The organism is Terrabacter sp. RAF57 (genome assembly GCF_052113925.1).
GTDB lineage: Bacteria > Actinomycetota > Actinomycetes > Actinomycetales > Dermatophilaceae > Terrabacter.
Genome location: NZ_JBFRDT010000004.1, coordinates 266,297 through 288,410, shown reverse-complemented (window position 1 = coordinate 288,410; position 22,114 = coordinate 266,297). Strand labels below are relative to the sequence as shown.

Here is a 22,114-nt window from a genome sequence, read left to right as displayed (position 1 = left end):
CTGGGGTGTGCGTCACGAGAGTGGCAGAGCGGGGGCCGTCGTGGGCGGTGAGTCCGACGTCCGGCGCGCCGGACGGTCGAGCAGGGCCACCTGGACCGGTGTCGAGCGGCCGTCGACGACGAGGTGGCCGCGACCTGCGCGGCGCGTGCTGTCGATCTCGAGACGGACGCCCAGCACGTCGCCATCACCCGGGGACGTCACACCGAGCAGGATCCCGACCCCGTCGCGCGACACCTCGGGGAGGAGTCCGCGGAAGGCGCCGTTCGCGCGGGCCAGCTCTGCTGCGACCACGACGATGCCCTCCGTGCCGTCGACGAGGCGAGCAGCCTCGACGAGTGCCGCCTCGACCCGGCTGCCGTCCACGAGCTCGGCGTCGTCGACGAGCAGGCACAGATCTGGATCGTCACGCCGCATGCCGATCAGTTCCGTGGCGTCGTGTGGTGTCAGGGTCGGGCACTCCTGGCCTGCCGCCCAGAGGGACAGGACGGACCGGCGGGGACTGACGACACAGACGCGTCGTCCCAGCCGGAGCAGCTGTTCGCCGACGGTCACCAAGGTGGTCGAGCGCCCGGACCTGTTCTGTCCCGCGACGACGACGCGACGGTGACCGGCGCCGAGCGGCAGGGCGAGGGGTGCGCCGTCGTCACCGCCGACACCGATCCACAAGCCGTCCCGGACCGGTGGCAGGTCCTCGAGCCGCACCTGCTGCGGCAGCGCCGAGATGCGCCAGGGGACGCGGGCGCGTCGGTCCCGGGAGCCGGCACGGTGGACGTCCACGACCCGGGCCACGGCCTCCGCGACGTCGCCGGGTGAGGTGGCGGCCAGCTGCACCTCGTGGCCGGTCCGGAGGTCGATCGCCCGTCCGGGCGTCCTCGTCGTGCTGGCGAGCTCGGGCGAGACGCCGGCCAGGGTGAGGTCCAGCGGGTCGGGCAGGTGGAGGGCCAGCCGGTGGTCGAGCAGGCCCGGAAGCCTGCCGGAGAGGATGGCCCGGCCACCCGTGACGGCGAACCTCACCCCCGCCCGGGGGCCGTCTCGCAGCAGGCGGTGCAGCTCGTCGACGGCGGCGCCGTGGTCAAGGCTCGACAGGGCCTCGTCGAGCGACTCCCAGCCGTCGACGAGCACGACGGTGCAGGCGGCCGCGGGCTGGTCGCCGTCGACCACTCGGAGGAGGCGGGCGACGAGGCGTCGGGTGCGGGTCGGGTCTGCGCCGTCGGTCACGGTCCCGACGTGCGGGAGCGACGCGAGTGCGGCGCACGGCCCGGCGACGCCCTGGAGCACGTGCACGTGCACGTCGTCGGGTGAGGTGCTCCCGGCAAGGCCGAGGGCGAGGGTGACGAGCGCGGTGGAGCGGCCCGAGCGTGGCCCACCGGCGATGCCGAGGTGGCCGCGGTCGCCCGCGCGCCACCAGAGGGTGTCCTGTCGCTGTTCGTCGGGCACGTCCACGAGACCCATCGGCACGTCGAGCGGCGGCGTCGACCCCGACGCGCGCGCCGCAGCAACCATCACGTCGGCCGGGGTCAGCTCGGTCGGCAGCGGCGGCAGCCAGGGAGGGGGCTGGGAGGGGATGCCGGCGCGACGAGCAGCGTCGCGTGCTGCGTCGACGACGGCGAGGAGCTCGCTGGGGCGGGGCTCCTCGTCCGAGAGGTCCTCGGGAGGGGCGATCGGGGCCAGCAGGTCGCGCGGGACCACGCGGGTGCGATCCGCCGACCCGGGGCCCTCGACCAGCGGGCCGCCGAGGTAGGCGGTCTGCACCGTGGTCAGGCTCCGGTCTCCGGAGCGTAGGCAGGCTCGTCCGGGCGCTCGCGGGTCGAGCGACGCGGCGTCTGCGGCGTCGACGACGTCCTCGCTGTCGGCGCGGTCACGGACCCGGAGCGCGATGCGCAGGGCGATGTTGGCCCGCATGTCGGCGGAGACGATGCCTGCCGGGCGCTGGGTCGCCAGCACGAGATGGAGACCGAGCGACCGACCGAGGGCCGCGACGCGCACGAGGCCCGCGATGAAGTCCGGGAACTCGTCGGCGAGGGCCTTGAACTCGTCCACGACGATGACGAGGCGGGACATGGGAGGGAGCTCACGGCATACGCCAGCGGAGCGCCGGTAGTGGTCGAGGTCGCGCGCGGACGCCCGCGCGAGCAGCCGCTCACGGCGCTTCATCTCGGCATCGAGCGAGGTGAGCGCCCGCGCCGTCAGGTGAACGTCGAGGTCGGTGACGAGGCCGACCGTGTGCGGCAGCCGCGCGCAGTCGCCGAAGGCCGAGCCACCCTTGTAGTCCACGAGGAGCAGGCCGAGCTCATCCGGCCGGTTGCTCACGGCGAGGCCGGTCACGAGGGTCTGGAGCAGCTCCGACTTGCCCGACCCTGTGGTCCCGCCGACGAGCACGTGCGGTCCGTCCGTCGCTAGGTCGACCATGAGGTCGCCGCCGGTCGACCGCCCGAGGAGGGCGACCGGACGACCGGTGCTGCGTGCCCACGACAGCGCCAGGCCGTCGCCGGTCGTGGGGTCGACGCCCGCGCCCCGGTGCAGCTCGACGAACGACACGTCACGGGGCAGGGCTGCCGATCCTGACTCCGGTGTGGCGTCGACGTACGGCGCCAAGGCCCGGCTGACGCCTTCGAGCCAGCCGACCGACGGCAGGTCCGGGACCACCCCGGTGAGGGTGTGCCCCTCCGCACGAACCGTGGCCGACGGTGCAGCGGCGTCCAGCTCCACCGTGGCGCGCGTCTCGGCCGGTAGCGCGGAGACGTCCGTGTCCACGCAAACGGCGACGATCCCGGCCGTGGGGCCGTCGCGCAGCAGGTCGGCGACCCCGGGACGGGCCCGCAGCCCGCTGGCTCCGTCGAGGAGCACGACGACGTCGGGAGCAGGACGTCGCGAACCTGTCCAGCGACCGTCGTCCGCCGCACGTCGGCTGTCGACGAGCTCGCGGAGGGCCGAGACATGGCGTGCCACGTCTGCCGCGCGGCCGGTGACGCGCGCCGGCGAGCCGTCGTCGTCCCGGACGTGGGGGAGGTGTGCGGCCCACTCCCAGTCGAGCGCGTGCCCATGGGTGTCGGCGAGGACGTGGACCTGGACGGTGCGGGGCGTGTGCCACGTCGCCACCTGCAGGAGCAGGCCGCCGACGAGCGAGAGCGTGTGGGCCCGGGGGCCCGCGACCCCGACGACACCCGAGGTCGCGAGATCCAGCAGGGCGGGGAGCCCGTTGACGTGCGGTACGCCGTCGGGTGCCGGGCCGGACACGTCGACCCGGGTCGGCTGGGTCGCGGTCCCGAGACGGAGCACCAGGTGGTCGTCGTCCGAGGGCCGTCGCTCCCACAGCCGGGTCCCGCGCCGACGGGCGACGGCCTCGAGGTGTCCGAGGTCGGGATGATCCGCGCGCCGGGCGGCCGCGTCGGCCGCGACGGCCTCTGCGAGGGCGCTGCGGGCCTCGGCCAGCAGCGCGGCGTGCTCACGGACCTGCCGGCGATACGACACCCGACCAGCGCGTCGGTCGCTCCACCACTGTCCGATGAGGAGGACCGGCGACATCAGGGCGAAGAGGAGGAGGGCGGGGGAGGACAGCGCGACGGCGAGCACGGCCGACAGCGCCACCGGAGCCAGCGAGGCAAGGAGCGGCACACGCTGTCGGTCCGGGCGGGACGGGACCTCGGGAAAGGTCACGGACGGCGGGACGCCCGCGTCGCGGAAGCGCGGCTGGCGGTGGATCCGGACCTCGCCGTCCACGACATCGTGGTGGCCGCCGCGGACGTCCACGCCGCCCAGGACGAGCGTCGTCGACCCCACGGTCAGCAGCTGACCGGGCTCGAGGCGCGCCCCGTCGCTCGGCAGCAGCGTCCCCTCGATGCGTGACCCGTTGGTCGGGTGGTGGTCGACGACGCTGACATGGTCTGGGGTCACGGTCACGACCGCGTGGGCGCGGGAGACGCCCGGGTCGTCGAGGCGTACGTCCGCGGACGCGGCTCGCCCGACGACGTGCTCGCCCCTGCCGAGGGACACGACCCGCCCCGCGCCGACGCCACCGGCGAGCCGCAGCTGCACGGCGCCTCGACCCGTCGCGACCGCGCTGGAATCACCCAGCCGGGTGATGGTCAGCAGGGCACCCCGCAGGAGGGGCGGTGCCCCGACGAGGGCGTCGTCGGTGACGAGCCGACCGTCGGTGCGGAAGCCGCAGCCCCGGACGCCGGCGACGTCGGCGAGCTCGGGACGGATCTCGCCGAAGCGTGTGCCCGACGGGGCCTCGATCGTCACGTGTCGCGGACGCGCGCCGAGCCCACGGGTGTCGACGACGGTCATGGTCAGGCGCACCGGATCCTCCTTCTCGTGTGCCCCCATGACACAGCGCAGGAGCCGGTCGTCCGGGGGCGCGTGCACAGGTGTGGACGATGGCGACGGCGAGATCCCGGGCCCGCTACGGTGCCCGGCGCTCGCACCACCCCACGGCGACCCTGTGGAGGAAGATCACGCGTTTGGACGCATTTGACCTAGCTTGGACGCGCCAGATCGCGACAGTCCGGGCAGGATGTCGGGCGTAGCAACTCACAGGGTTCAGGGGAACGCATGTCCACACAGGAAGCGGTGCGCCACGTCGAGGGCGAGGTCCGTGAGCTGATCCGTCGGTCGGGTCTCGATCCCGCACATGACTCCAAGGCCGTACGCCGTCTCGTCCAGGACGCCGTGCAGGACTACGACGAGCGCTCCCTCCACGGGGGTCTGCCGACCCTCGGAGATCAGCGACTCGCCGTTCACTCGATCCTGGCCGTCGTCGCCGGCTACGGTCCGCTCCAGCAGTACTTCGACGACGCCGCCGTCGAGGAGATCTGGATCAACGAGCCCTCACGCGTCTTCGTGGCCCGCGGCGGGATCGCCGAGCTGACCCCCACGATCCTCACGGCCGACGACGTGCGCGACCTCGTCGAGAGGATGCTCAAGAGCAGCGGCCGGCGCGTCGACCTCAGCAGCCCCTTCGTCGACGCGACGCTCGCCGACGGCTCACGGCTCCATGTCGTCATCCCCGACATCAGCAGGGCGCACTGGCAGGTCAACATCCGCAAGTTCGTCGTCAAGGCCGACCACCTCGACGACCTCGTCCGGCTCGGCACGATGCCCCGACAGGCGGCGACGTTCCTCGAGGCCGCCGTCGCGAGCGGCCTCAACGTGCTCGTGGCCGGCGGCACCCAAGCGGGCAAGACGACGCTGCTCAACTGCCTCGCCGCCGCGATCCCGCCCCGCGAGCGCATCGTGACCTGCGAGGAGGTCTTCGAGCTGAAGATCCCGCAGCGCGACGTGGCCGCCATGCAGTGCCGCCAACCCAGCCTCGAGGGCACGGGCGAGGTCCCGCTGCGCCGCCTCGTCAAGGAGGCGCTGCGGATGCGTCCGTCGCGCATCATCGTCGGCGAGGTGCGGCAGGAGGAGAGCCTCGACCTGCTCATCGCCCTGAACAGCGGCGTGCCGGGCATGTGCACCGTGCACGCCAACAGCGCCCGCGAGGCCGTCACGAAGATGTGCACGCTCCCTCTGCTCGCCGGCGAGAACGTCTCGAGCCGCTTCGTCGTTCCGACGGTGGCGGCGGCGGTCGACGTCGTCGTCCACGTCGCCCTCGAGCGCGACGGCGTCCGACGGGTCCGAGAGATCGTTGCCGTTCCCGGACGGGCCGAGGGGGACGTCATCGAGATCGCCGACCTCTTCGTCACGCGCGAGGGTGCCCTGCGACGGGCCGACGGGTTCCCGCCCCACCGGGAGGCCTTCGAGCGGGCGGGTTACGACGTGGCGGCCCTTCTCGGTCAGGCGGACTCGTGATCTCGCCTCTGGCGATCGGCCTGTTGCTCGGTGTCGGCGTCTTCTTCGTCTACTGGTCCTCCTGGCCCCAGGAGCCCGCCCGCGAGAAGGTCGACCGGGGCGGCTTCATCGTCGAGCTGCGTGACCACCTCACCCAGGCCGGGTACTCGTCGGTCACGCCCGGCAACGTCGTCGCCGGGTCGGTCGTGCTCTTCGTCGTGGCCTTCGTCCTGGTCCTCGCCCTGACGCGCGTCGTCCCGATCTCGTTGTGCTTCAGCCTCATGGCAGGCGCGATCCCGCTCTCGCTCGTGCGAATGCGAGCGCGCAAGCGCCGCAACAAGCTTCGCGACCTGTGGCCCGACGTCGTCGACAACATCACGTCGGGCGTGCGGGCGGGCCTGGCGCTTCCCGAGGCACTCTCGCAGCTCGCCGTCCGCGGTCCGGCCGAGCTGCGTCCGGCCTTCGCCGCGTTCGCGGAGGACTACCGGACGACAGGGCGTTTCCACGAATGTCTCGACCGGCTCAAGGACCGGCTCAGCGACCCGGTCGGAGACCGCATCGTCGAGTCGCTCCGGATCGCCCGCGAGGTGGGTGGCAGCGACCTCGGGAAGCTGCTCCGCACCCTGTCGTCCTTCCTGCGTGAGGATGCCCGCACCCGCTCCGAGCTCGAGACCCGGCAGAGCTGGACGGTCAACGCAGCCCGTCTCGCAGCCGGCGCCCCGTGGGTCGTCCTCGGGCTGCTCGCCCTCAACGGCAGCTCGCTCGCGGCCTACTCATCGCCAACGGGCTGGGCCGTCCTCGCGGTCGGGGCTGCGCTGTGCGTCGTGGCCTACCGGACCATGGTGTGGATCGGGCGACTCCCCGAGGAAGAGCGGGTCCTCCGGTGAACGGGCTGGCGGGTCGACTCAGCGAGTTCGTCGCCGACGGGTGGTCCTGGGTCGGCGCGAGCGCGGGCGTGTGCCTCGTCGCGGGCATCGCTCTCGTCGTCGCCGGACTGCCCGCGAGCCGCCGCCCGACCCTCGACGACCGCCTGGAGCCCTACCTGCGCGACACGCCCCGCCCGTCGACGTTGCTCTCCCGGCCGGCCCCGCCGCGTGGTCCGTTCGGCTTCGGTGAGCTGCTCGCGCCCTACGTGGCCAGGTTGGGCTCCGGGGTGGGCGCGCTCGTCGGCGGCGCCCCCTCCGTGGCGCGTCGGCAGCTCCGAGCGGGGCAACCCGCGGACGTGGAACGGTTTCGCGCCGAGCAGGTCATGGCCGGGGCAGGTGGGGGACTGGGTGGTCTCGCCTTCACTGCCGTCGTCGCCGTCGCGCAGCGACGTTTTCCGGTGCCGGTCCTCGTGTCGATGGTGATCGTCGGGGTGCTCGGCGGGATCGCCGGTCGCGACTACCTCCTCAGCCGCGCCGCGAGCCGGCGCGAGGCCCGCATGCTCACCGAGTTCCCCACCGTCGCAGAACTGCTCGCCCTTGCTGTCAGCGCGGGAGAGGGTGCCGTCGGCGCGCTGGAACGCGTCTGCCGCCTGTCCCGCGGAGAGCTCTCCGACGAGCTGCGCCGGTGCCTGGCCGACGCCCGGGCTGGGGCCAACCTGCCCACGGCACTCCAGGGTCTCGCCGACCGCACCGGGCTGATGAGCCTGACCCGTTTCGTCGACGGCATCGTCGTCGCCGTCGAGCGTGGGACGCCGCTCGCCGACGTGCTCAGGGCCCAGGCGCAGGACGTCCGCGAGGACGGGCGACGCACCCTCATGGAGGAGGGCGGGAAGAAGGAGATCTACATGATGGTCCCCATCGTCTTCCTCACCTTGCCGGTGACGGTGCTCTTCGCGCTCTACCCCGGCCTCAGCTTCCTCCACCTCAAGCTCTGACGCCCGGCCCACCGAGTGTCCTGTCACCGCAATCCAACACAGGGAGAAAGAGAATGAACCGCATCATCACGGCACACGCCCGAGCCCGAGCGGCCGTCACGACCGCCGTGTCTCGTCGGATCGCCGGCGCTCGTGACCGTGGGGACGTCCCCGGCTGGGTCCTCATCACGATCATGACCGCGGGGCTCGTCACCGCGCTGTGGGCCCTCGCCGGCCCCCAGCTCGGGCAGCTCTTCAGCGACGCCATCTCGGACGTCAAGGGCCCGTGACGCCCGGGTCGCTCCTGGCCCGGCTGGAGCACCCCTCAACCAGCGCAGCTGATCGCGAGCGTGGTTCTGCCATAGCGGAGTTCGTCATGGTGGCTGCACTTCTGCTGGTCGTCGCGATGGGGGTCTTCCAGCTCGGCCTGGCGCTCTACGTGCGCAACACGCTGATCTCGGCCGCGTCCGAGGGCGCCCGCTACGGCGCTCGAGCCGATGCGCAGCCCGGTGACGGCATCGCACGCACCGAGGCGCTCATCACCTCGGCGTTGAGCTCGACGTTCGCCCAGGACGTGAGCGCCACCCGTTCCGTCACCGCCTCGGGGGTGCGCGTCGTGGAGGTCCGCGTGACGGCGCCGCTGCCGGTCATCGGTCCGATCGGACCCACGGGCGCACTCACGGTGTCCGGTCGCGCCTTCAGCGAGGAGCAGGTCGTGGCCGGAGGCACCCGATGATCCGGCCGCAGGACGTCCTCGCCCGGGCTGGCCGCCGGAGTGACGTCGAGGCTGGTCGCGCCATCCTCGAGTTCATCTTCCTCGGCCTCCTGCTCCTGCTCCCGCTCACCTACCTCGTGCTCACAGCGGCTCGGCTCCAGGCAGCCTCCTTCTCGGCGTCGCTGGCCGGGCGGGAGGCTGGCCGAGCCTTCGTCACGGCGCGGTCCGACGACGACGGCTATGCCCGTGCCCGAGCGGCGGCCCAGCTGGCCTTCACCGACTTCTCCTTCGAGGACGGCGCAGCGGTGTCCGTGGCGTGCGACGGCTCTCCCTGCCTGCGCCCCGACGGAACGGTGACCTCCACGGCGACGATCAAGGTCCGGCTTCCGCTCGTGCCGGACTTCATCGCGTCGCACGTGCCGGCCTCCGTGACCGTCTCGTCGACCCACGTCGCCTCCGTCGACCGGTTCGTGGCGCGATGACGAGCACGTATGCCGTCCGCCTCCGGGCCGTCGTCCGTCGCCTCCGCGCTCGGACAGGTCACAATCGAGCCCGCGACGAGGGCCAGATCGGCGTCCTCGCCCTCGGCCTGTTCGTGCTCGCGACCCTCCTGGTCCTCGGCGCCGTCGACGTCACCGCGGCTCAGCTGGCGCGCATGCGCCTGCTCGACGCCGCAGACTCGGCGGCTCTCGACGCCGCCGATGCGCTCGACGAGCGCGCCGCCTACGAGGGCGGCGTCCTCGACCAGCTCGCCATCACCGACGAGTCCGTGGCCAGCGCCGCCACGGCCCATCTGGCGCGCACACCGCTGCCGTCCGGGATCACCGCGTGGTCCGTCGTCCCCGGCACCGGCACGAGCGACGGCGCCACAGCTGTCGTGACGATCCAGGGGACGGCGACGCTTCCGATGAGCGGGTGGGTCCTCGAGACCCTGGGCGGCAGCGTCACCATCACCGTGACGTCCCGGGCCCGCGCGCCGCTCGGGTGACTCGGGGCGGAGCCGCGGCACACGGACCACCTGTGGTGATCACCGACCGTCGAGGGGCGGGAGGGACCTACGTGGCGCAACCGGCTGATCCGCGTCGCCGACCGACAGGGGCCCCGTGGCCGACCCCGATCCGTTGGAGCACCTTCCGGCTGACCTGCGGCGTGAGGCCCAGTAGTCCGCCGTCGACGAGGCTCTCGCCGAGGCTCTCGCCGAGGCGGACAAGACCGCGGCGCGACGTCTGCCGTGACGCACGAGGACTCCACGTGTGCGGTCGCGGTGGTCGGCGCACTCGCCACTGCCGGGCACGGTGTTCCTCGACCCTTTCCGGACCTTGGGTCGCAGTCCGCCGCAGAAACGGCTCGGCCGCCCCGCGGGCCGCCGTGAGCACCTTCGACCCGGGGGCGGCCGCGACCGCCAAGGCGGGGGCAGCCACCGCATCCACCGCAGCCACCGCAGCCGCCAAGGCCACCGCTGCGCTGGCCGAGGCGAAGGCCGAGCTCGCTGACCTCCTTGCCGACCCGCCCGTCCCGGACTCGGAGAAGCAGTCCCTGGAGGATGCCGTCGAGGCGGCGCGCCTCGGCCGCGCTGCCGGACGCGAGCACCTGGCCGCCGTGATGCTCGTGGCCGACCTGGGGACGCTCGTGCTCGCCCAGGTCGACGCGTTCCTCGTCTCGGTCGCGGCCCCGCCGCCCACGGGCCGGTCGGCGTGGGCGACGGCGCGCATGCTCGAGTGGCTCCGCCTCGCGCCCGGAGCCGGCGGATGTTCCGACCACGAGCGGCCGACAATCACGCCCGTGGTGCTCGTGCGCTCCGGCAAGGGCGACGTCCCATGACGACGTCCAACTGGGCACGCTGGCTCGCCGACCGCTTCTCGACCGACGGCACCCAGTCCATGTCCTGCCTGTGACTCGACGTGGACACCGACACCGTCCTCGCGGCGGGGGTCGTGGCTCGCACCGGCGCGGTCGGGGGAAGCTGGGCCGCACCCAGGACGTCGCCAACCCCTGATCGCCCACTCACCGACGCAAAAACCCCCAAAACGCTCACACGCCAGACGGATCCGCACTAGCGTCCGTCGACGACGCCCACACCGCCCAGCACGTCCAAGGCCTGGCGGCGTGGCGCGTCGAGACAGGGAGTGATGGCGCCGTCCGAAGGGCGGCGCCATCCGCACGTGCCGCGACCACGGGGTCGCGACGACAGACAGGGAAGCATGCGCACGTTCATCACCAAGGCCCTCGTGGCCACCGCCGGTCTCGGCCTCGCCGTGGCCGCACCCATCGCCGCCGCGACCTCGGCCCAGGCGCTGCCGGCGATCATGATCTACAAGGTCCAGTACGACTCACCCGGCTCCGACACCGGCAGCAACACGAGCCTCAACGCGGAGTACGTCGTCATCAAGAACACGACGCGCAGCAACCGCGTCCTCACCGGCTGGACCCTGCGCGACAAGACCGGCTACACCTACCGGTTCCCGACCTTCACCCTCAAGGCGGGCGCCACCGTGACGGTCCACACCGGGCGCGGGTCCGCGACGTCGACGCACCGCTACTACAACAAGACCTGGTACGTCTGGAACAACTCGGGCGACACGGCATACCTCAAGAACGCCTCGGGCACGACGGTCGACACGTGCGCGTGGAGCGGAGGCGGCACCGCGAAGTACTGCTGAGCCCAGCTCCGTACGACCGACGCCGCACAACGAAGGCCCGCCCCGCATCCGGGGCGGGCCTTCGTCGTGCCCCCATATCTGGGAGTTGTCCCACCAACGCGCCAGTAATGGTCAAGAGATCGTCAAAAAGGCCGCATTACGTCACGAAGTCGATAATTTGGACAAACAGCGCCAACTCCCCTCGAGACCACCTACCCCACGGGTGGTCTCGGCGTCTGTCCGAACACACCGCATGGAGCCCCATCAGTCCTGAGCCCCCAGCACATCCCCCACAGCAGGAGAAGGCACATGAAGCGGATCATCTTCGTCGTCCTCGCAGCCGTCGGTCTCGCCGTCGGCGCGGCCGCACCCTCGCAGGCCGCCAAGCCCACCCCTACCCCCACCGTCACGGCGGCCTACTGGGGCCACTGGGCGACCCAGGCCCTCGTCTACGACTCCACCGGCGGAAACAACTCGTACAAGGTCGCTGAGGCAGTCTCGGAGTGGCGCAAGTCAGGGTGGAACGTGGCCATGACGAGCGACGCCACCAAGGCCAACATCACGGTCCTCGCGCAACAGGCGACCTCGGACGGCGCGATCGGTGATGCAACCCTCGTCAGTGGTGGAGGTGTCATCACGGGCTGCACCGTTCGTCTCGACCCGCTGTTCGCGACCATGTACGCCGGCGAGCACCTCGCCATCCACGAGCTCGGCCACTGCGGCGGCCTGCCGCACTCGACGTCGGCCAAGAGCGTCATGTACCCGTCGACGAACTCCAACACGGCACTCACCCGGCCCACGGCCGCCGACATCCGCTGGATGGCCGGCAACTACTGATCGACCCGCACCACTGCTCGGGGGAGCTTGCACCACAACCACATCGGGCCCGCGGCGTATGCCGTGGGCCCGATGCGCGTCCAGGAGACCCCGGCCACGGGGTGGGAGATGCTCCGGGAGCGCAGCCCGGCGTGCGCGGGGCGGCTCGCCGCTGCCGTAGGCTGTTCGATCGTGGCTGTTGACTTCACGCAAGAGATCAAGGACCTGCGCGCGACGATGGACTCCGTGCGCGGGGTCACGAACCTCGACGAGCTCGCCCGGACCATCGACGAGCTCGAGCAGCAGGCCTCCGCCCCCGACCTCTGGGACGACCCCGACGCGGCGCAGCAGGTCACGAGCGCCCTCTCCCGCGCCAACTCCGAGCGCGACCGCATCCTCGGGATGGACGCGCGCATCGAGGACCTCGAGACTCTCGTCGAGATGGGCCAGGAGGAGAGCGACGCCGCCACCCTCGAGGAGGCCGAGCGCGACCTCGCCACGCTGAAGAAGGACGTCGGCGAGCTCGAGGTCCGCACCCTGCTGTCGGGGGAGTACGACGAGCGGGAGGCCGTCGTCACGATCCGCTCCGGTGCCGGTGGCGTCGACGCCGCCGACTTCGCCGAGATGCTCATGCGGATGTACCTCCGCTGGGCCGAGCGCCACGGCTACCCGACGAAGGTCATGGACACCTCGTACGCCGAGGAGGCCGGCCTCAAGTCCGCCACCTTCGAGGTCAACGTGCCGTATGCCTTCGGCCACCTGTCCGTCGAGGCCGGCACGCACCGCCTCGTCCGGATCAGCCCGTTCGACAACCAGGGTCGTCGGCAGACGAGCTTCGCGGCCGTCGAGGTCATCCCGCTCATCGAGAGCGACGACTCGGTCGACATCCCCGAGAACGAGCTCAAGGTCGACGTCTTCCGTTCGAGCGGTCCCGGTGGCCAGAGCGTCAACACGACCGACTCGGCGGTGCGCATGACGCACATCCCGACCGGCATCGTCGTCTCGATGCAGAACGAGAAGAGCCAGATCCAGAACCGCGCCGCCGCCCTGCGCGTCCTCCAGTCGCGACTGCTCCTGCAGCGCAAGGCCGAGGAGGCCGCGGTGAAGAAGGAGATGGCGGGCGACGTCAAGGCGAGCTGGGGCGACCAGATGCGCTCCTACGTGCTCAACCCGTACCAGATGGTCAAGGACCTGCGCACCGAGTTCGAGACCGGCAACCCGAGCGCAGTCTTCGACGGTGACATCGACGGCTTCATCGAGGCGGGCATCCGGTGGCAGATCGGTGAGAACCGCCGCGAGGACTGACATCTCGGGCGATCTCCGCTTTCGGCGGGCGCGCCGGCCTCCGCGCTCGTAGGGTCGCGTCGTCGGCTCCACCCGACGGCCCCCGCCCACGGTGGGTCGGCGCAGCTCACGCTCCCGCCTGAGAGGTTCCGCCCATGTCACCCCTCCACCGCCTCGTCACGACCCTCGCCGCCCTCCTCGTCGCCGCCACCGTCACCGTCGGGCTGGCTCCCGCGGCGTCCGCCGCCTCCAGCGGCGCCTCCCCGCCATGCAGCAGCGTCCGCCAGATCGGCGACCGGAAGGTCGTCTCCGACCTCGGGATGTCCGCCTTCACCGTCCGCCAGTACGTCGGCTGGTGCCGCGACGCCCGAGGGTCGGCGTGGATGAACTTCACGTCCGTCTACGTCTGGGACCAGTACCACGTGCGCGGCTTCGCCTACCGCTCGCTCTCCGGCGTCGCCGTCCGTGGTGAGCCCGAGGCGCGCGGCTTCACGACGGGCGCCAGCCGCCAGCAGCTGAGCTACTCGACCCCGGTCCGCACGACCTCGCTCTGCACGCAGGGCTGGGGCAAGCTCTCCCGCGCCGGCTCGGAGTCGGCCCAGGGCCTGACGACGCTCGTCTGCTGAGCCCCGGCCGGGCATCGCGGGCCGCCACGCCGGGGCCGGCCGTTTTCCGGGGGTTTCGTCCGTCGGCCCGTAGCCTCGGAGCCGGTCCTGTTCACGCCGGCGTATGCCGTCACGTGCCACCGGGGCCAGCCGCCGTCCCGCTGATGCCCAGCTGATGTCCAGTACGAGTCGAGGCCCGTCGCATGATCCTCTTCGAGAACGTCACGAAGACCTACCCGCGGACGACTCGTCCGGCCCTCGACGACGTCAGCCTCGAGATCCCGCGCGGTGAGTTCGCCTTCGTCGTCGGCACGTCCGGTTCGGGCAAGTCGACGATGATGCAGCTCGTCATGAAGGAGCAGGACGTCTCCCGGGGTCGCATCCTCGTCGCGGGCCGCGACCTCGACCGCCTGCCGGAGCGCAAGGTGCCCGCCCTGCGGCGCGAGATCGGCTGCGTCTTCCAGGACTTCCGCCTGCTGCCCAACAAGACGGTCTTCCAGAACGTCGCCTACGCCCTCCAGGTCCTCGGCAGCAGCCGGGCCCGCATCCGCCAGACGGTGCCCGAGACGCTCGAGCTCGTGGGCCTGGCCGGCATGGAGAAGCGCCTGCCGCACCAGCTCTCGGGTGGTGAGCAGCAGCGCGTCGCCATCGCCCGGGCCTTCGTGAACCGGCCGCCGGTCCTGCTCGCCGACGAGCCCACCGGCAACCTCGACCCCGACACGAGCCTGGGCATCGTCCAGCTGCTCGACCGCATCAACCGCACCGGGACGACCGTCGTCATGGCCACCCACGACACCGTCACCGTCAACGCCATGCGCAAGCGCGTCATCCGCCTCGACCGCGGCGTGCTCGTCAGCGACATGGAGGCCGGCGACTACACGACCGGTTCCATCCCGCGCATCCGGCTCGACGAGGAGGCCGAGGCGCCGCGCCGCGCGGCCGAGCCCGAGGTGTCCGACGGCTACGACGACGGGGACCCCACGGCATACGACACGGACGAGCCGGACGGGCTGCCGCCCATCGGGCGCGACGCCGACGCGCCACGCAGCAAGAGCGGAATCTTCCGGCGGCACAAGGCCGTCCAGACGAGCGACCGCTGAGCGCGAGACGAAGCGAGACACGACATGCGATTCCAGTTCCTCGTCGGCGAGATCGGCAACGGCCTCCGGCGAAACCTCTCGATGGCCGTCTCGGTCGTCATCGTCACGATGATCTCGATGTACCTCCTCGGCCTCGGCCTCATGGGCCAGCGGCAGGTCGACACCATGAAGGACTACTGGTACGACCGCGTCCAGGTCACGGTGATGCTCTGCGCCGAGAAGACCCGCTTCACCAACTGCGCGGGCGAGGCCACGACCGACGCCCAGCGGACGGCGATCAAGGCCGAGCTGGAGGCCCTCAAGCCGACGGTCAAGGAGGTCTACTACGAGTCGCGCGACGAGGCGTTCGAGCGGTTCAAGCAGACCTACAAGAACTCGCCGCTCGCGCGGGCGGGGGAGTCCTACTTCGCCGACTCCTACCGGGTCAACCTCAACGACGCCGGGAAGTTCGACGTCGTCGCGAGCTCGATCAAGGGCATGCCCGGGGTCGCCGACGTCCAGGACCAGAAGAAGCTCCTCGAGAAGTTCTTCACCTTCATGAACACCGTGTCGTGGGCGGCGATCGCGCTCTCCTCACTCATGGTCCTCGCGGCCGTCATGCTCATCTCGACGACGATCCGCCAGACCGCCTTCAGCCGTAGGCGTGAGACCGGCATCATGCGCCTCGTCGGCGCCTCGAACTTCACGATCCGCTTCCCGTTCGTCATGGAGACCGTCCTGGCGAGCGTGCTCGGCGCGGTCCTGGCGATGGGCATGCTCTGGGCCACGGTGCGCTACGGCGTCGTCGGCTTCCTGAGCCAGACCCTGACGGACACCGCCTTCATCGGGGTGGCGGACGTCTACTACGTCGCGCCGTTCGTCGTCGTCGGCGTCATCGTGCTCTCGAGCCTCACGTCCTGGGTGACGCTGCGCCGTTACCTGCGCGTCTGACGCGGCCCGCTCTGCACAATTTCCCGAATTCGCTGCCAGGGACCGAGGCGGCGTCGCATGCTGTCCCGGGCCGGCATGCGGCCCTGATCGTGACGATTTCTCCCCAACGCGAGTGACGTGTGGTACCAATGGAGCATATGTGGCTCATGAGGCGTTCTGAGAAGAGCGGGCCCGCGACCAGGCTGACGGCCGCCGGGCTCGTCATCACGTGTTCCGTCTCCCTGGGATCGGCGCTCGTCGCGCGTGCCGACTCCGTGTCGGACCAGAAGAAGCGCAACGACCAGAAGATCGCCACGCTGGGTCAGCAGCTCGAGGGCACGAACGCCGCGCTCGCGCGCGCCTACGTCAACCTCCAGCGCACCAACGCCGCGCTCCCGATCGCCCAGCAGCGCGTCACCTCCGCGCAGGCGGCCCAGGTGCGCGCCCAGGCCGCCCAGGTGGCGGCCGAGGCCACCGAGGCCCGCGCGATCGCCGCCGAGGCGAAGGCCCGCGCCCACAACGAGGCCGTGGCCCAGAAGCTCGCCGTGGCCAAGGCCAACGAGCAGCGCGCCAAGGAGCAGCTCGCCAAGAGCGGCGCCGACCTCGTCGGCAGCCAGGACGCCCTCGACTCGTACGCCGCCGAGGTCTTCCAGGGGTCCGGCCAGGAGTCCCAGCTCGGGATGGTCTTCGGATCCACCTCGCCGGAGGACTTCGCCAACCGGCTCGTCATGGCCGACACCGCGAGTGCGGTCGCCAGCGACACCATCGACAAGCTCGCCGCGATGACGGCCGACAACACCTCGACCCGCTCGTACCTCACGTCCGTGCGCGGCGAGATCGCCGAGCTCAAGCGACAGGCCGAGGCCGCCCTGCGCGGGGCCGAGGCGGCCGCCGCGGCCGCCACGCAGGCCAAGAACCAGGCGATCATCGCCAAGAACAACGCCGTCACCGCCGCGCAGAACGCCGCCGCGGCCAAGACGCAGCTCGACCAGCTGAAGTCCAAGCAGTCGGCCTACACCGCCGACCTCGCGGTGCAGAAGCAGGGCGAGGCCGCAGACCTCGCCTCGGCCCGCGCCGAGTCGGCCCGCCTGCAGGCCGTCCTCGTCGAGCGGGCCCGCCAGGCCCGGATCGCCGAGCAGAAGCGCCAGGCCAGGCTGCGCGCCGAGCGCGCCGCGAAGATCCGCGCCGAGCGGGCCAAGGCCGCCGCCGCCAAGAAGCGCGGACAGGTCTACATCCCCAAGACGCCGCCGCCGGTGCAGAGCGACCCGACTCCGTCGAACTACCTCAGCTACCCCGCCATCGGCCCGACGACCTCCGGCTTCGGCATGCGGTGGCACCCCGTGCTCCAGAAGTGGATGCTGCACGACGGTCTCGACTGGGGCATCGCGTGCGGCACCCCGGTGTATGCCGCGGCGCCGGGCGACATCATCCGCGCGGGTTGGCGGGCGAGCGGGTGGGGCAACCAGATCCTCATCGACCACGGGATCCACCGCGGCGTCGACCTCGTCACGAGCTACAACCACCTGTCGAGCATCGTGAAGTTCGGCGGCAGCGTGAACCGCGGCCAGCTCATCGGCTACTCCGGCACGACGGGCTACTCGACGGGCTGCCACCTGCACTTCGGCACCTACGAGGACGGCACGCCGGTCAACCCCCGCAAGTGGCTCTGACCCGCCCTCCCGGACAAAACCGACTCTGAGCCGAGGGCCCCTTCGGGGTAGCGTTGGTGCGCTGACCACACACCCTCAACGGCGGAAGGACGGTCCGGTGCCGAAGGAGAAGGGGCGGTCGCTCATCGCGAGCAACCGCAAGGCCCGACACGACTACCTCATCGACGACACCTTCGAGGCGGGCATCGTCCTCTCCGGCACCGAGGTCAAGGCGCTGCGGATGGGGCGCGCGTCCCTCGTCGACGGCTTCGCCATGTTCACCGGTGACGAGCTCTACCTCGAGAACGTCCACATCCCCGAGTACCTCAACGGCACGTGGAACAACCACGCCCCGCGTCGCAAGCGCAAGCTGCTCCTGCACCGCGCCGAGCTGACGAAGATCGCGCACAAGACCCGTGAGAGCGGGCGCACCATCGTGCCCCTGGCCCTCTACTTCAAGGACGGCCGCGCCAAGGTCGAGATCGCCATCGCGACCGGCAAGAAGGAGTACGACAAGCGCCACGCGCTGCGCGAGCGCCAGGACAACCGCGAGGCCGACCGGGCGATGAGCGCGGCCAACCGCCGCCGCTGACCCTTCCGCCGGAACCGCGCGACCCGGCGCAGCGTCCGGTGTCAGGATGCAAGGGACCAACGACGTGGAGGCACTCCGATGGCTGGACCGACCGGACCGACCCGATCGAGCGTGACGCGCGGCCGCCGACTCGGCGTGCTGGGTCTGCTCCTGGCAGCCGCGCTGTTCCTGCTCGTACCGGCCTCCGCGCAGGCCGCCGGCGATGAGGGCATGGACTCCTTCGCCGCGGTCTACGACGTGCAGCCCGACGGCAGCATGAAGGTCACCGAGACCATCACGTGGCGCTTCCCGAGCGGCGAGCAGAAGCACGGCATCTTCCGCGACGTCGTGGTGCGGATGGGCTGGAACGGCGAGGAGAACCGTTACCGCTACTACGACCTGACGGACGTCGCGGTGTCGAGCCCGAGCGGCGCCCCCGACGCCTTCCGCGTCACCGACAACGGTGCGGCAAAGGAGATCCGGATCGGCTCCGCCGATGAGTACACCAGCGGCACGCAGGTCTACACCATCAGCTACACGCTGCACGACGTGCTCAACCCGATCACCGCCGACGGCAAGCCAGCCGCCGACTCGAGCACGGCCGACACCGTCGAGCTCTACTACAACGTCTTCGGGACCAACGAGACCACCGTGCGTGACCGCGTGTCGATCACCGTCAAGGCGCCCGCGACGCCGACCCAGGTGGCCTGCTACCAGGGCGTCAACCGGTCGGACACCCCCTGCGAGGCGACGAAGGGCGACCCGGCGCGGTTCTCGGCGACCGGGCTGACCGCGGGCGATGCCATGTCGGTGCTCGCCTCCTACCCGGCCTCGGCCTTCGGCGACGTGCGCCCCGACGTCCGACAGGGTGACTCGGCGTCCTCGATCGGTTCCGACGCGGCCCCGGCTGCCAACGCCGCCGCCTGGGCCGGCGCGATCGGCGCTCCGGTGCTGGCACTGGCCGTGATGGGTGCCCTCGTCTGGAGCCGCGGTCGGGACGAGCGCTACGCCGACCTCACGCCGGGCCTCTCGCCGGCGTACGGCACCGGCGCGGCGGGCGACGGGACCCCGAGTGCCGCCACGGTGCGCGGCGGGTCGTCCCCCGTCGCCGTCCAGTTCCAGCCGCCGAAGGGCGTGCAGCCGGGCATGGTCGGCACGATCATCGACGAGACCGCCAACCCGATCGACGTCTCGGCCACGGTCATCGACCTCGCGGTGCGCGGCTTCATCCGCATCGAGGAGAGCGACGGCGGGGGAGCCTTCAGCCGCACCGACTGGACGCTGACCCGGCTCGCGCCCCCAGCCGACGAGCGACTGCTGCCCTACGAGCGCCAGCTGCTCGACGGCATCTTCTCCAGCCGGGGCGACGTCGTGCGTCTCTCGGAGTTGAAGAACACCTTCGCGAACACCCTCAAGCGCATCCAGTCCGGGATGTACGAGGAGGTCGTGACACGGGGATGGTTCCGCTCCTCGCCCCAGACCCAGCGCGGCGCGTGGCAGGGCCTCGGGCTCGTCATCGCCGTGCTCGGCGGACTCATGCTCTTCTACGGCCGACCCGCGATCAGCGCGATCCTCGGCGGCAGCTTCGGTGGCGGGGTCGCCCTCGGCATCGGTCTCGTCGTCGCCGGCCTCATCGTCTGGTTCCTCGGCGGGCGGATGGCCGCCAAGACCGCCGAGGGCTCGGCCGTGCTCGCCCAGTCCCTCGGCTTCAAGGAGTACCTCACGACCGCCGAGGCCGGGCAGATCGAGTTCGAGGAGGCGTCCAACATCTTCAGCCGCTACCTGCCGTATGCCGTCGTCTTCGGTGTCGCGGACCGGTGGGCCAGCACGTTCGCCGACGTCGCGAAGGCGGCCGAGGCCGCCAACCAGCCTCTCGTGATGCCGACGTGGTACGTCTGGAGCGGCAACGCCTTCCCCGACTTCACGAGCATCGCCGACGGTGTCGACTCCTTCTCGACGACATCGACGGGCACCTTCACTTCGACGCCGGGCTCGTCGGGATCGTCCGGCTTCTCCGGCGGCGGTGGCTTCTCCGGCGGCGGTGGCGGCGGGTCGTCCTCCGGCTCCTGGTAGCCCGCACGACCGATGTGACCTTCGGTGCGGGGGAAGGCCCCGGTGACACACGCCGTCGCTACGACGACGCCGGCTCAGCGTCTCGGGACGGTCGTCGCGACGCGAGGGCGAGCAGGGCTCCCACGCCGGCCACGACGCCACAGAGCGGCCACAGCAGACCGGGCGCGACGGCATACACCATCCCGCCCAGCGGGGCGGAGAGCATCGTCCCGCTCGTGGCGGCGCCGGTGTAGAGCCCCTGGTACTGGCCGACGAGATGGGCGGGCGCCGCGTCGAGGACGTGCGCGGTGGCCGTCGTCTTGTAGAGGATCTCGCCGGCGGTGAGCACCACCATGGCGACGACGGCTGCGGCCGTGACGCCCATCCACGTGAGCCCGAAGATGACGAAACCGACTGCCACGAGGGCGTATCCGGTCGCGATGATGGGAATCGCCGGTCGGTCTCGGAGGCACAGGGCCACGGGGATCTCGAGCGCGAGGATGAGCCCCGACCCGATCGCGACGAGGAGCGTGTAGAGCGCGAGCGGCTGCCCGTGGTCGCGCAGGTGCAGGGGGAGGGTCGAGTAGAGCTGGCGGTAGACGAGGTCGACGAGCACGACGCCCGGGAGGAGCAGCAGGAGCGACCGGTCGGCCCGGACCGTCCGCCAGAAGCCGGCCGGGGCGTCGGGCTCCGCGGCCACCGGCGCCTCGTCGGGCAGGAAGCGCGACGTGACGTGGCGCAGCACGAGGGTGAGGAGGCCGTCGAGCACGAAGAGCGTGTCGTAGCCGTGCGTGGCGAGCAGGGCGCCGACGGGAGGGCCGATGACGAAGCCCGCGTTGGAGGCTGCGCGGCTCACGGCGACCGACGACCGGCGTGACCCGGCCGGCACGGCGAGTGCCGCGAGCGCACCCTGCCCGAGGGACGCGACGGCGCCCAGGTAGCCCGTCACCGGCATCGTCACGGCGAGCAGCCACACCGGCTGCCACGGGATGAGGGCGGTGAGGACGCCGACCACGCTGGCCGTGAGGAGCAGGACCCGACGGTGGCCGTAGCGGTCGCCGAACCGGCCACCCGTGACGTTCCCGAGGAGCGCGCCGACACCGTTCGAGCCGGCGATGATGCCCGCCGGCACGACGCCCAGCCCCCGCGGTCCGGTGAGGTAGAGCACGAGGAAGAGCATGAGGAAGGCGCTGGCCGAGCTGACGAAGCGCCCGGCGGCCAGCACCCAGACGACGCTCGGGAGGTCACGGAGGTCGCGCACCCGAACATCAGACCATAGTGAGTCTCTTTTAGGAACTCAGTTAGGATGAGGCCATGACCAGGCGACACGCGAGCGCCGCCGACCCGTGCGGCATCGCCCACGCCGTGGGCGTCCTCGGTGACCCGTGGAGCCTGCTCGTCCTGCGCGACGTCGCCGGCGGATGCACCCGTTTCGACCAGCTCGTCACCGAGACGGGGATCTCGCGCAAGGTCCTCGCGCAGCGTCTCGACGCCCTCGTCTCAGACGGCGTCCTCGAGCGCCGCGGCTACTCCGACCGTCCGCCGCGGCACGAGTACGTCCTCACCGCCCTCGGCCGCGGGGCGCTCCCGGTCCTCGCTGCCCTGCAGGAGTTCGGGGACACGTGGCTGCTCGGCGACGGCAGCCCCGACGCCGGTGCCGCCGCCGACTCCAACGAGGTCAAGCGGGTGAGCAGCCTCGTCGGACAGGCGATCCCGCGCCTGCACGCCCTGGACCCCGTCACCGATGTGCCGTTCACGGTGGTCTACTGCTACCCCGGCAACGCGTTCCCCGGGGCCGACGAGATCCCTGGTGGCATCGGCTGCACGCTCGAGTCGTGCACGTACCGCGACCGGCTCGGCGAGTTCACCGACCTCGGGGCCTCGGTTGTCGGGGTCTCGACCCAGCGACCGGGAGAGCAGGCCGCGTTCGCTGCGGCGAACGGCATCCGCTTCCCCCTGCTCTCGGACGCCGACCTCGAGCTGACGACCGCGCTGCGCCTGCCGACCTTCCGTGCGGGCGGCACGACCCGGCTCAAGCGCCAGACACTCGTCGTCGACCGGGACCGTGTCGTGCGCGCCACCCTCTTCCCGATCCCCGACGTCACGGGGTCGGTCGAGGAGGCGCTGGGCCTCGTGCGTGGACTCGGACGCGGCTGACGCGG

Annotated in this window: 20 protein-coding genes; 18 read left to right on the top strand and 2 right to left on the bottom strand. The window is 71.6% G+C overall.

Features of this window, described 5'->3' with window-relative positions:
• Window positions 1-12 precede the first annotated feature (12 nt).
• Window positions 13-4,302: an FtsK/SpoIIIE domain-containing protein gene (locus tag AB4Y83_RS08525; protein ID WP_442296546.1), complete on the bottom strand. Its 4,290-nt coding sequence runs from the start codon at window positions 4,300-4,302 to the stop codon at window positions 13-15.
• A 252-nt stretch (window positions 4,303-4,554) separates the two neighbouring features.
• Here AB4Y83_RS08525 and AB4Y83_RS08520 point away from each other — a divergent pair, with 252 nt between their 5' ends.
• The 17 genes from AB4Y83_RS08520 (at window position 4,555) to AB4Y83_RS08440 (ending at window position 19,973) form a co-directional block, all read left to right on the top strand.
• Window positions 4,555-5,793, top strand: a complete 1,239-nt coding sequence (locus tag AB4Y83_RS08520; protein ID WP_442275665.1) for a CpaF family protein — start codon at window positions 4,555-4,557, stop codon at window positions 5,791-5,793.
• Entirely contained in the window at window positions 5,793-6,659 is an 867-nt protein-coding gene (locus AB4Y83_RS08515; protein ID WP_442296597.1) for a type II secretion system F family protein, read from the top strand. Before AB4Y83_RS08520 ends, AB4Y83_RS08515 begins: the two co-directional genes overlap by 1 nt.
• Window positions 6,656-7,633 carry a type II secretion system F family protein gene (locus AB4Y83_RS08510; protein WP_442296545.1) on the top strand — a complete coding sequence of 326 codons (978 nt, stop codon included), beginning with the start codon at window positions 6,656-6,658 and terminating at the stop codon, window positions 7,631-7,633. The genes AB4Y83_RS08515 and AB4Y83_RS08510 overlap by 4 nt, the downstream gene beginning before the upstream one ends.
• Window positions 7,634-7,686: 53 nt before the next feature.
• Window positions 7,687-7,902 carry a hypothetical protein gene (locus AB4Y83_RS08505; RefSeq protein ID WP_442275650.1) on the top strand — a complete coding sequence of 72 codons (216 nt, stop codon included), beginning with the start codon at window positions 7,687-7,689 and terminating at the stop codon, window positions 7,900-7,902.
• A gap of 71 nt (window positions 7,903-7,973) precedes the next feature.
• Complete coding sequence (locus tag AB4Y83_RS08500; protein ID WP_442275690.1) at window positions 7,974-8,348, top strand: TadE/TadG family type IV pilus assembly protein; 375 nt, start codon at window positions 7,974-7,976, stop codon at window positions 8,346-8,348.
• Window positions 8,345-8,809, top strand: a complete 465-nt coding sequence (locus AB4Y83_RS08495) for a pilus assembly protein (RefSeq protein WP_442296544.1) — start codon at window positions 8,345-8,347, stop codon at window positions 8,807-8,809. Before AB4Y83_RS08500 ends, AB4Y83_RS08495 begins: the two co-directional genes overlap by 4 nt.
• The gene (locus tag AB4Y83_RS08490; protein WP_442275648.1) at window positions 8,806-9,315 is read left to right on the top strand and encodes a pilus assembly protein TadG-related protein; all 510 of its coding nucleotides are present in this window, start codon (window positions 8,806-8,808) and stop codon (window positions 9,313-9,315) included. The genes AB4Y83_RS08495 and AB4Y83_RS08490 overlap by 4 nt, the downstream gene beginning before the upstream one ends.
• Before the next feature lie 380 nt (window positions 9,316-9,695).
• Window positions 9,696-10,148, top strand: a complete 453-nt coding sequence (locus AB4Y83_RS08485; RefSeq protein WP_442296543.1) for a hypothetical protein — start codon at window positions 9,696-9,698, stop codon at window positions 10,146-10,148.
• Between the two features lie 380 nt (window positions 10,149-10,528).
• Entirely contained in the window at window positions 10,529-10,987 is a 459-nt protein-coding gene (locus AB4Y83_RS08480; RefSeq protein ID WP_442275646.1) for a lamin tail domain-containing protein, read from the top strand.
• Between the two features lie 288 nt (window positions 10,988-11,275).
• Entirely contained in the window at window positions 11,276-11,803 is a 528-nt protein-coding gene (locus AB4Y83_RS08475; RefSeq protein WP_442275645.1) for a matrixin family metalloprotease, read from the top strand.
• 171 nt (window positions 11,804-11,974) lie between these two features.
• Window positions 11,975-13,087, top strand: coding sequence for a peptide chain release factor 2 (prfB, locus tag AB4Y83_RS08470; protein ID WP_442275644.1), 1,113 nt, complete (start codon window positions 11,975-11,977; stop codon window positions 13,085-13,087).
• A 134-nt stretch (window positions 13,088-13,221) separates the two neighbouring features.
• The gene (locus tag AB4Y83_RS08465; RefSeq protein ID WP_442275643.1) at window positions 13,222-13,692 is read left to right on the top strand and encodes a hypothetical protein; all 471 of its coding nucleotides are present in this window, start codon (window positions 13,222-13,224) and stop codon (window positions 13,690-13,692) included.
• Between the two features lie 182 nt (window positions 13,693-13,874).
• The gene (ftsE, locus tag AB4Y83_RS08460; RefSeq protein WP_442275642.1) at window positions 13,875-14,771 is read left to right on the top strand and encodes a cell division ATP-binding protein FtsE; all 897 of its coding nucleotides are present in this window, start codon (window positions 13,875-13,877) and stop codon (window positions 14,769-14,771) included.
• Between the two features lie 24 nt (window positions 14,772-14,795).
• Window positions 14,796-15,701 carry a permease-like cell division protein FtsX gene (gene ftsX / locus AB4Y83_RS08455; protein ID WP_056775782.1) on the top strand — a complete coding sequence of 302 codons (906 nt, stop codon included), beginning with the start codon at window positions 14,796-14,798 and terminating at the stop codon, window positions 15,699-15,701.
• A 146-nt stretch (window positions 15,702-15,847) separates the two neighbouring features.
• Window positions 15,848-17,350 (top strand): M23 family metallopeptidase, encoded by a 1,503-nt coding sequence (locus tag AB4Y83_RS08450; RefSeq protein ID WP_442296542.1) that lies wholly within the window; start codon window positions 15,848-15,850, stop codon window positions 17,348-17,350.
• Window positions 17,351-17,447: 97 nt separating this feature from the next.
• Window positions 17,448-17,921: an SsrA-binding protein SmpB gene (gene smpB, locus AB4Y83_RS08445; RefSeq protein ID WP_056775785.1), complete on the top strand. Its 474-nt coding sequence runs from the start codon at window positions 17,448-17,450 to the stop codon at window positions 17,919-17,921.
• Window positions 17,922-17,999: 78 nt separating this feature from the next.
• The gene (locus AB4Y83_RS08440; RefSeq protein WP_442296541.1) at window positions 18,000-19,973 is read left to right on the top strand and encodes a DUF2207 domain-containing protein; all 1,974 of its coding nucleotides are present in this window, start codon (window positions 18,000-18,002) and stop codon (window positions 19,971-19,973) included.
• Window positions 19,974-20,031: 58 nt separating this feature from the next.
• Here AB4Y83_RS08440 and AB4Y83_RS08435 read toward each other — a convergent pair whose 3' ends face one another.
• Window positions 20,032-21,213, bottom strand: a complete 1,182-nt coding sequence (locus tag AB4Y83_RS08435; RefSeq protein WP_442296540.1) for an MFS transporter — start codon at window positions 21,211-21,213, stop codon at window positions 20,032-20,034.
• A 53-nt stretch (window positions 21,214-21,266) separates the two neighbouring features.
• On the opposite strand from AB4Y83_RS08435, the gene AB4Y83_RS08430 reads away from it, so the two are divergent.
• The gene (locus tag AB4Y83_RS08430) at window positions 21,267-22,109 is read left to right on the top strand and encodes a winged helix-turn-helix transcriptional regulator (protein ID WP_442275638.1); all 843 of its coding nucleotides are present in this window, start codon (window positions 21,267-21,269) and stop codon (window positions 22,107-22,109) included.
• Window positions 22,110-22,114: the final 5 nt, after the last annotated feature.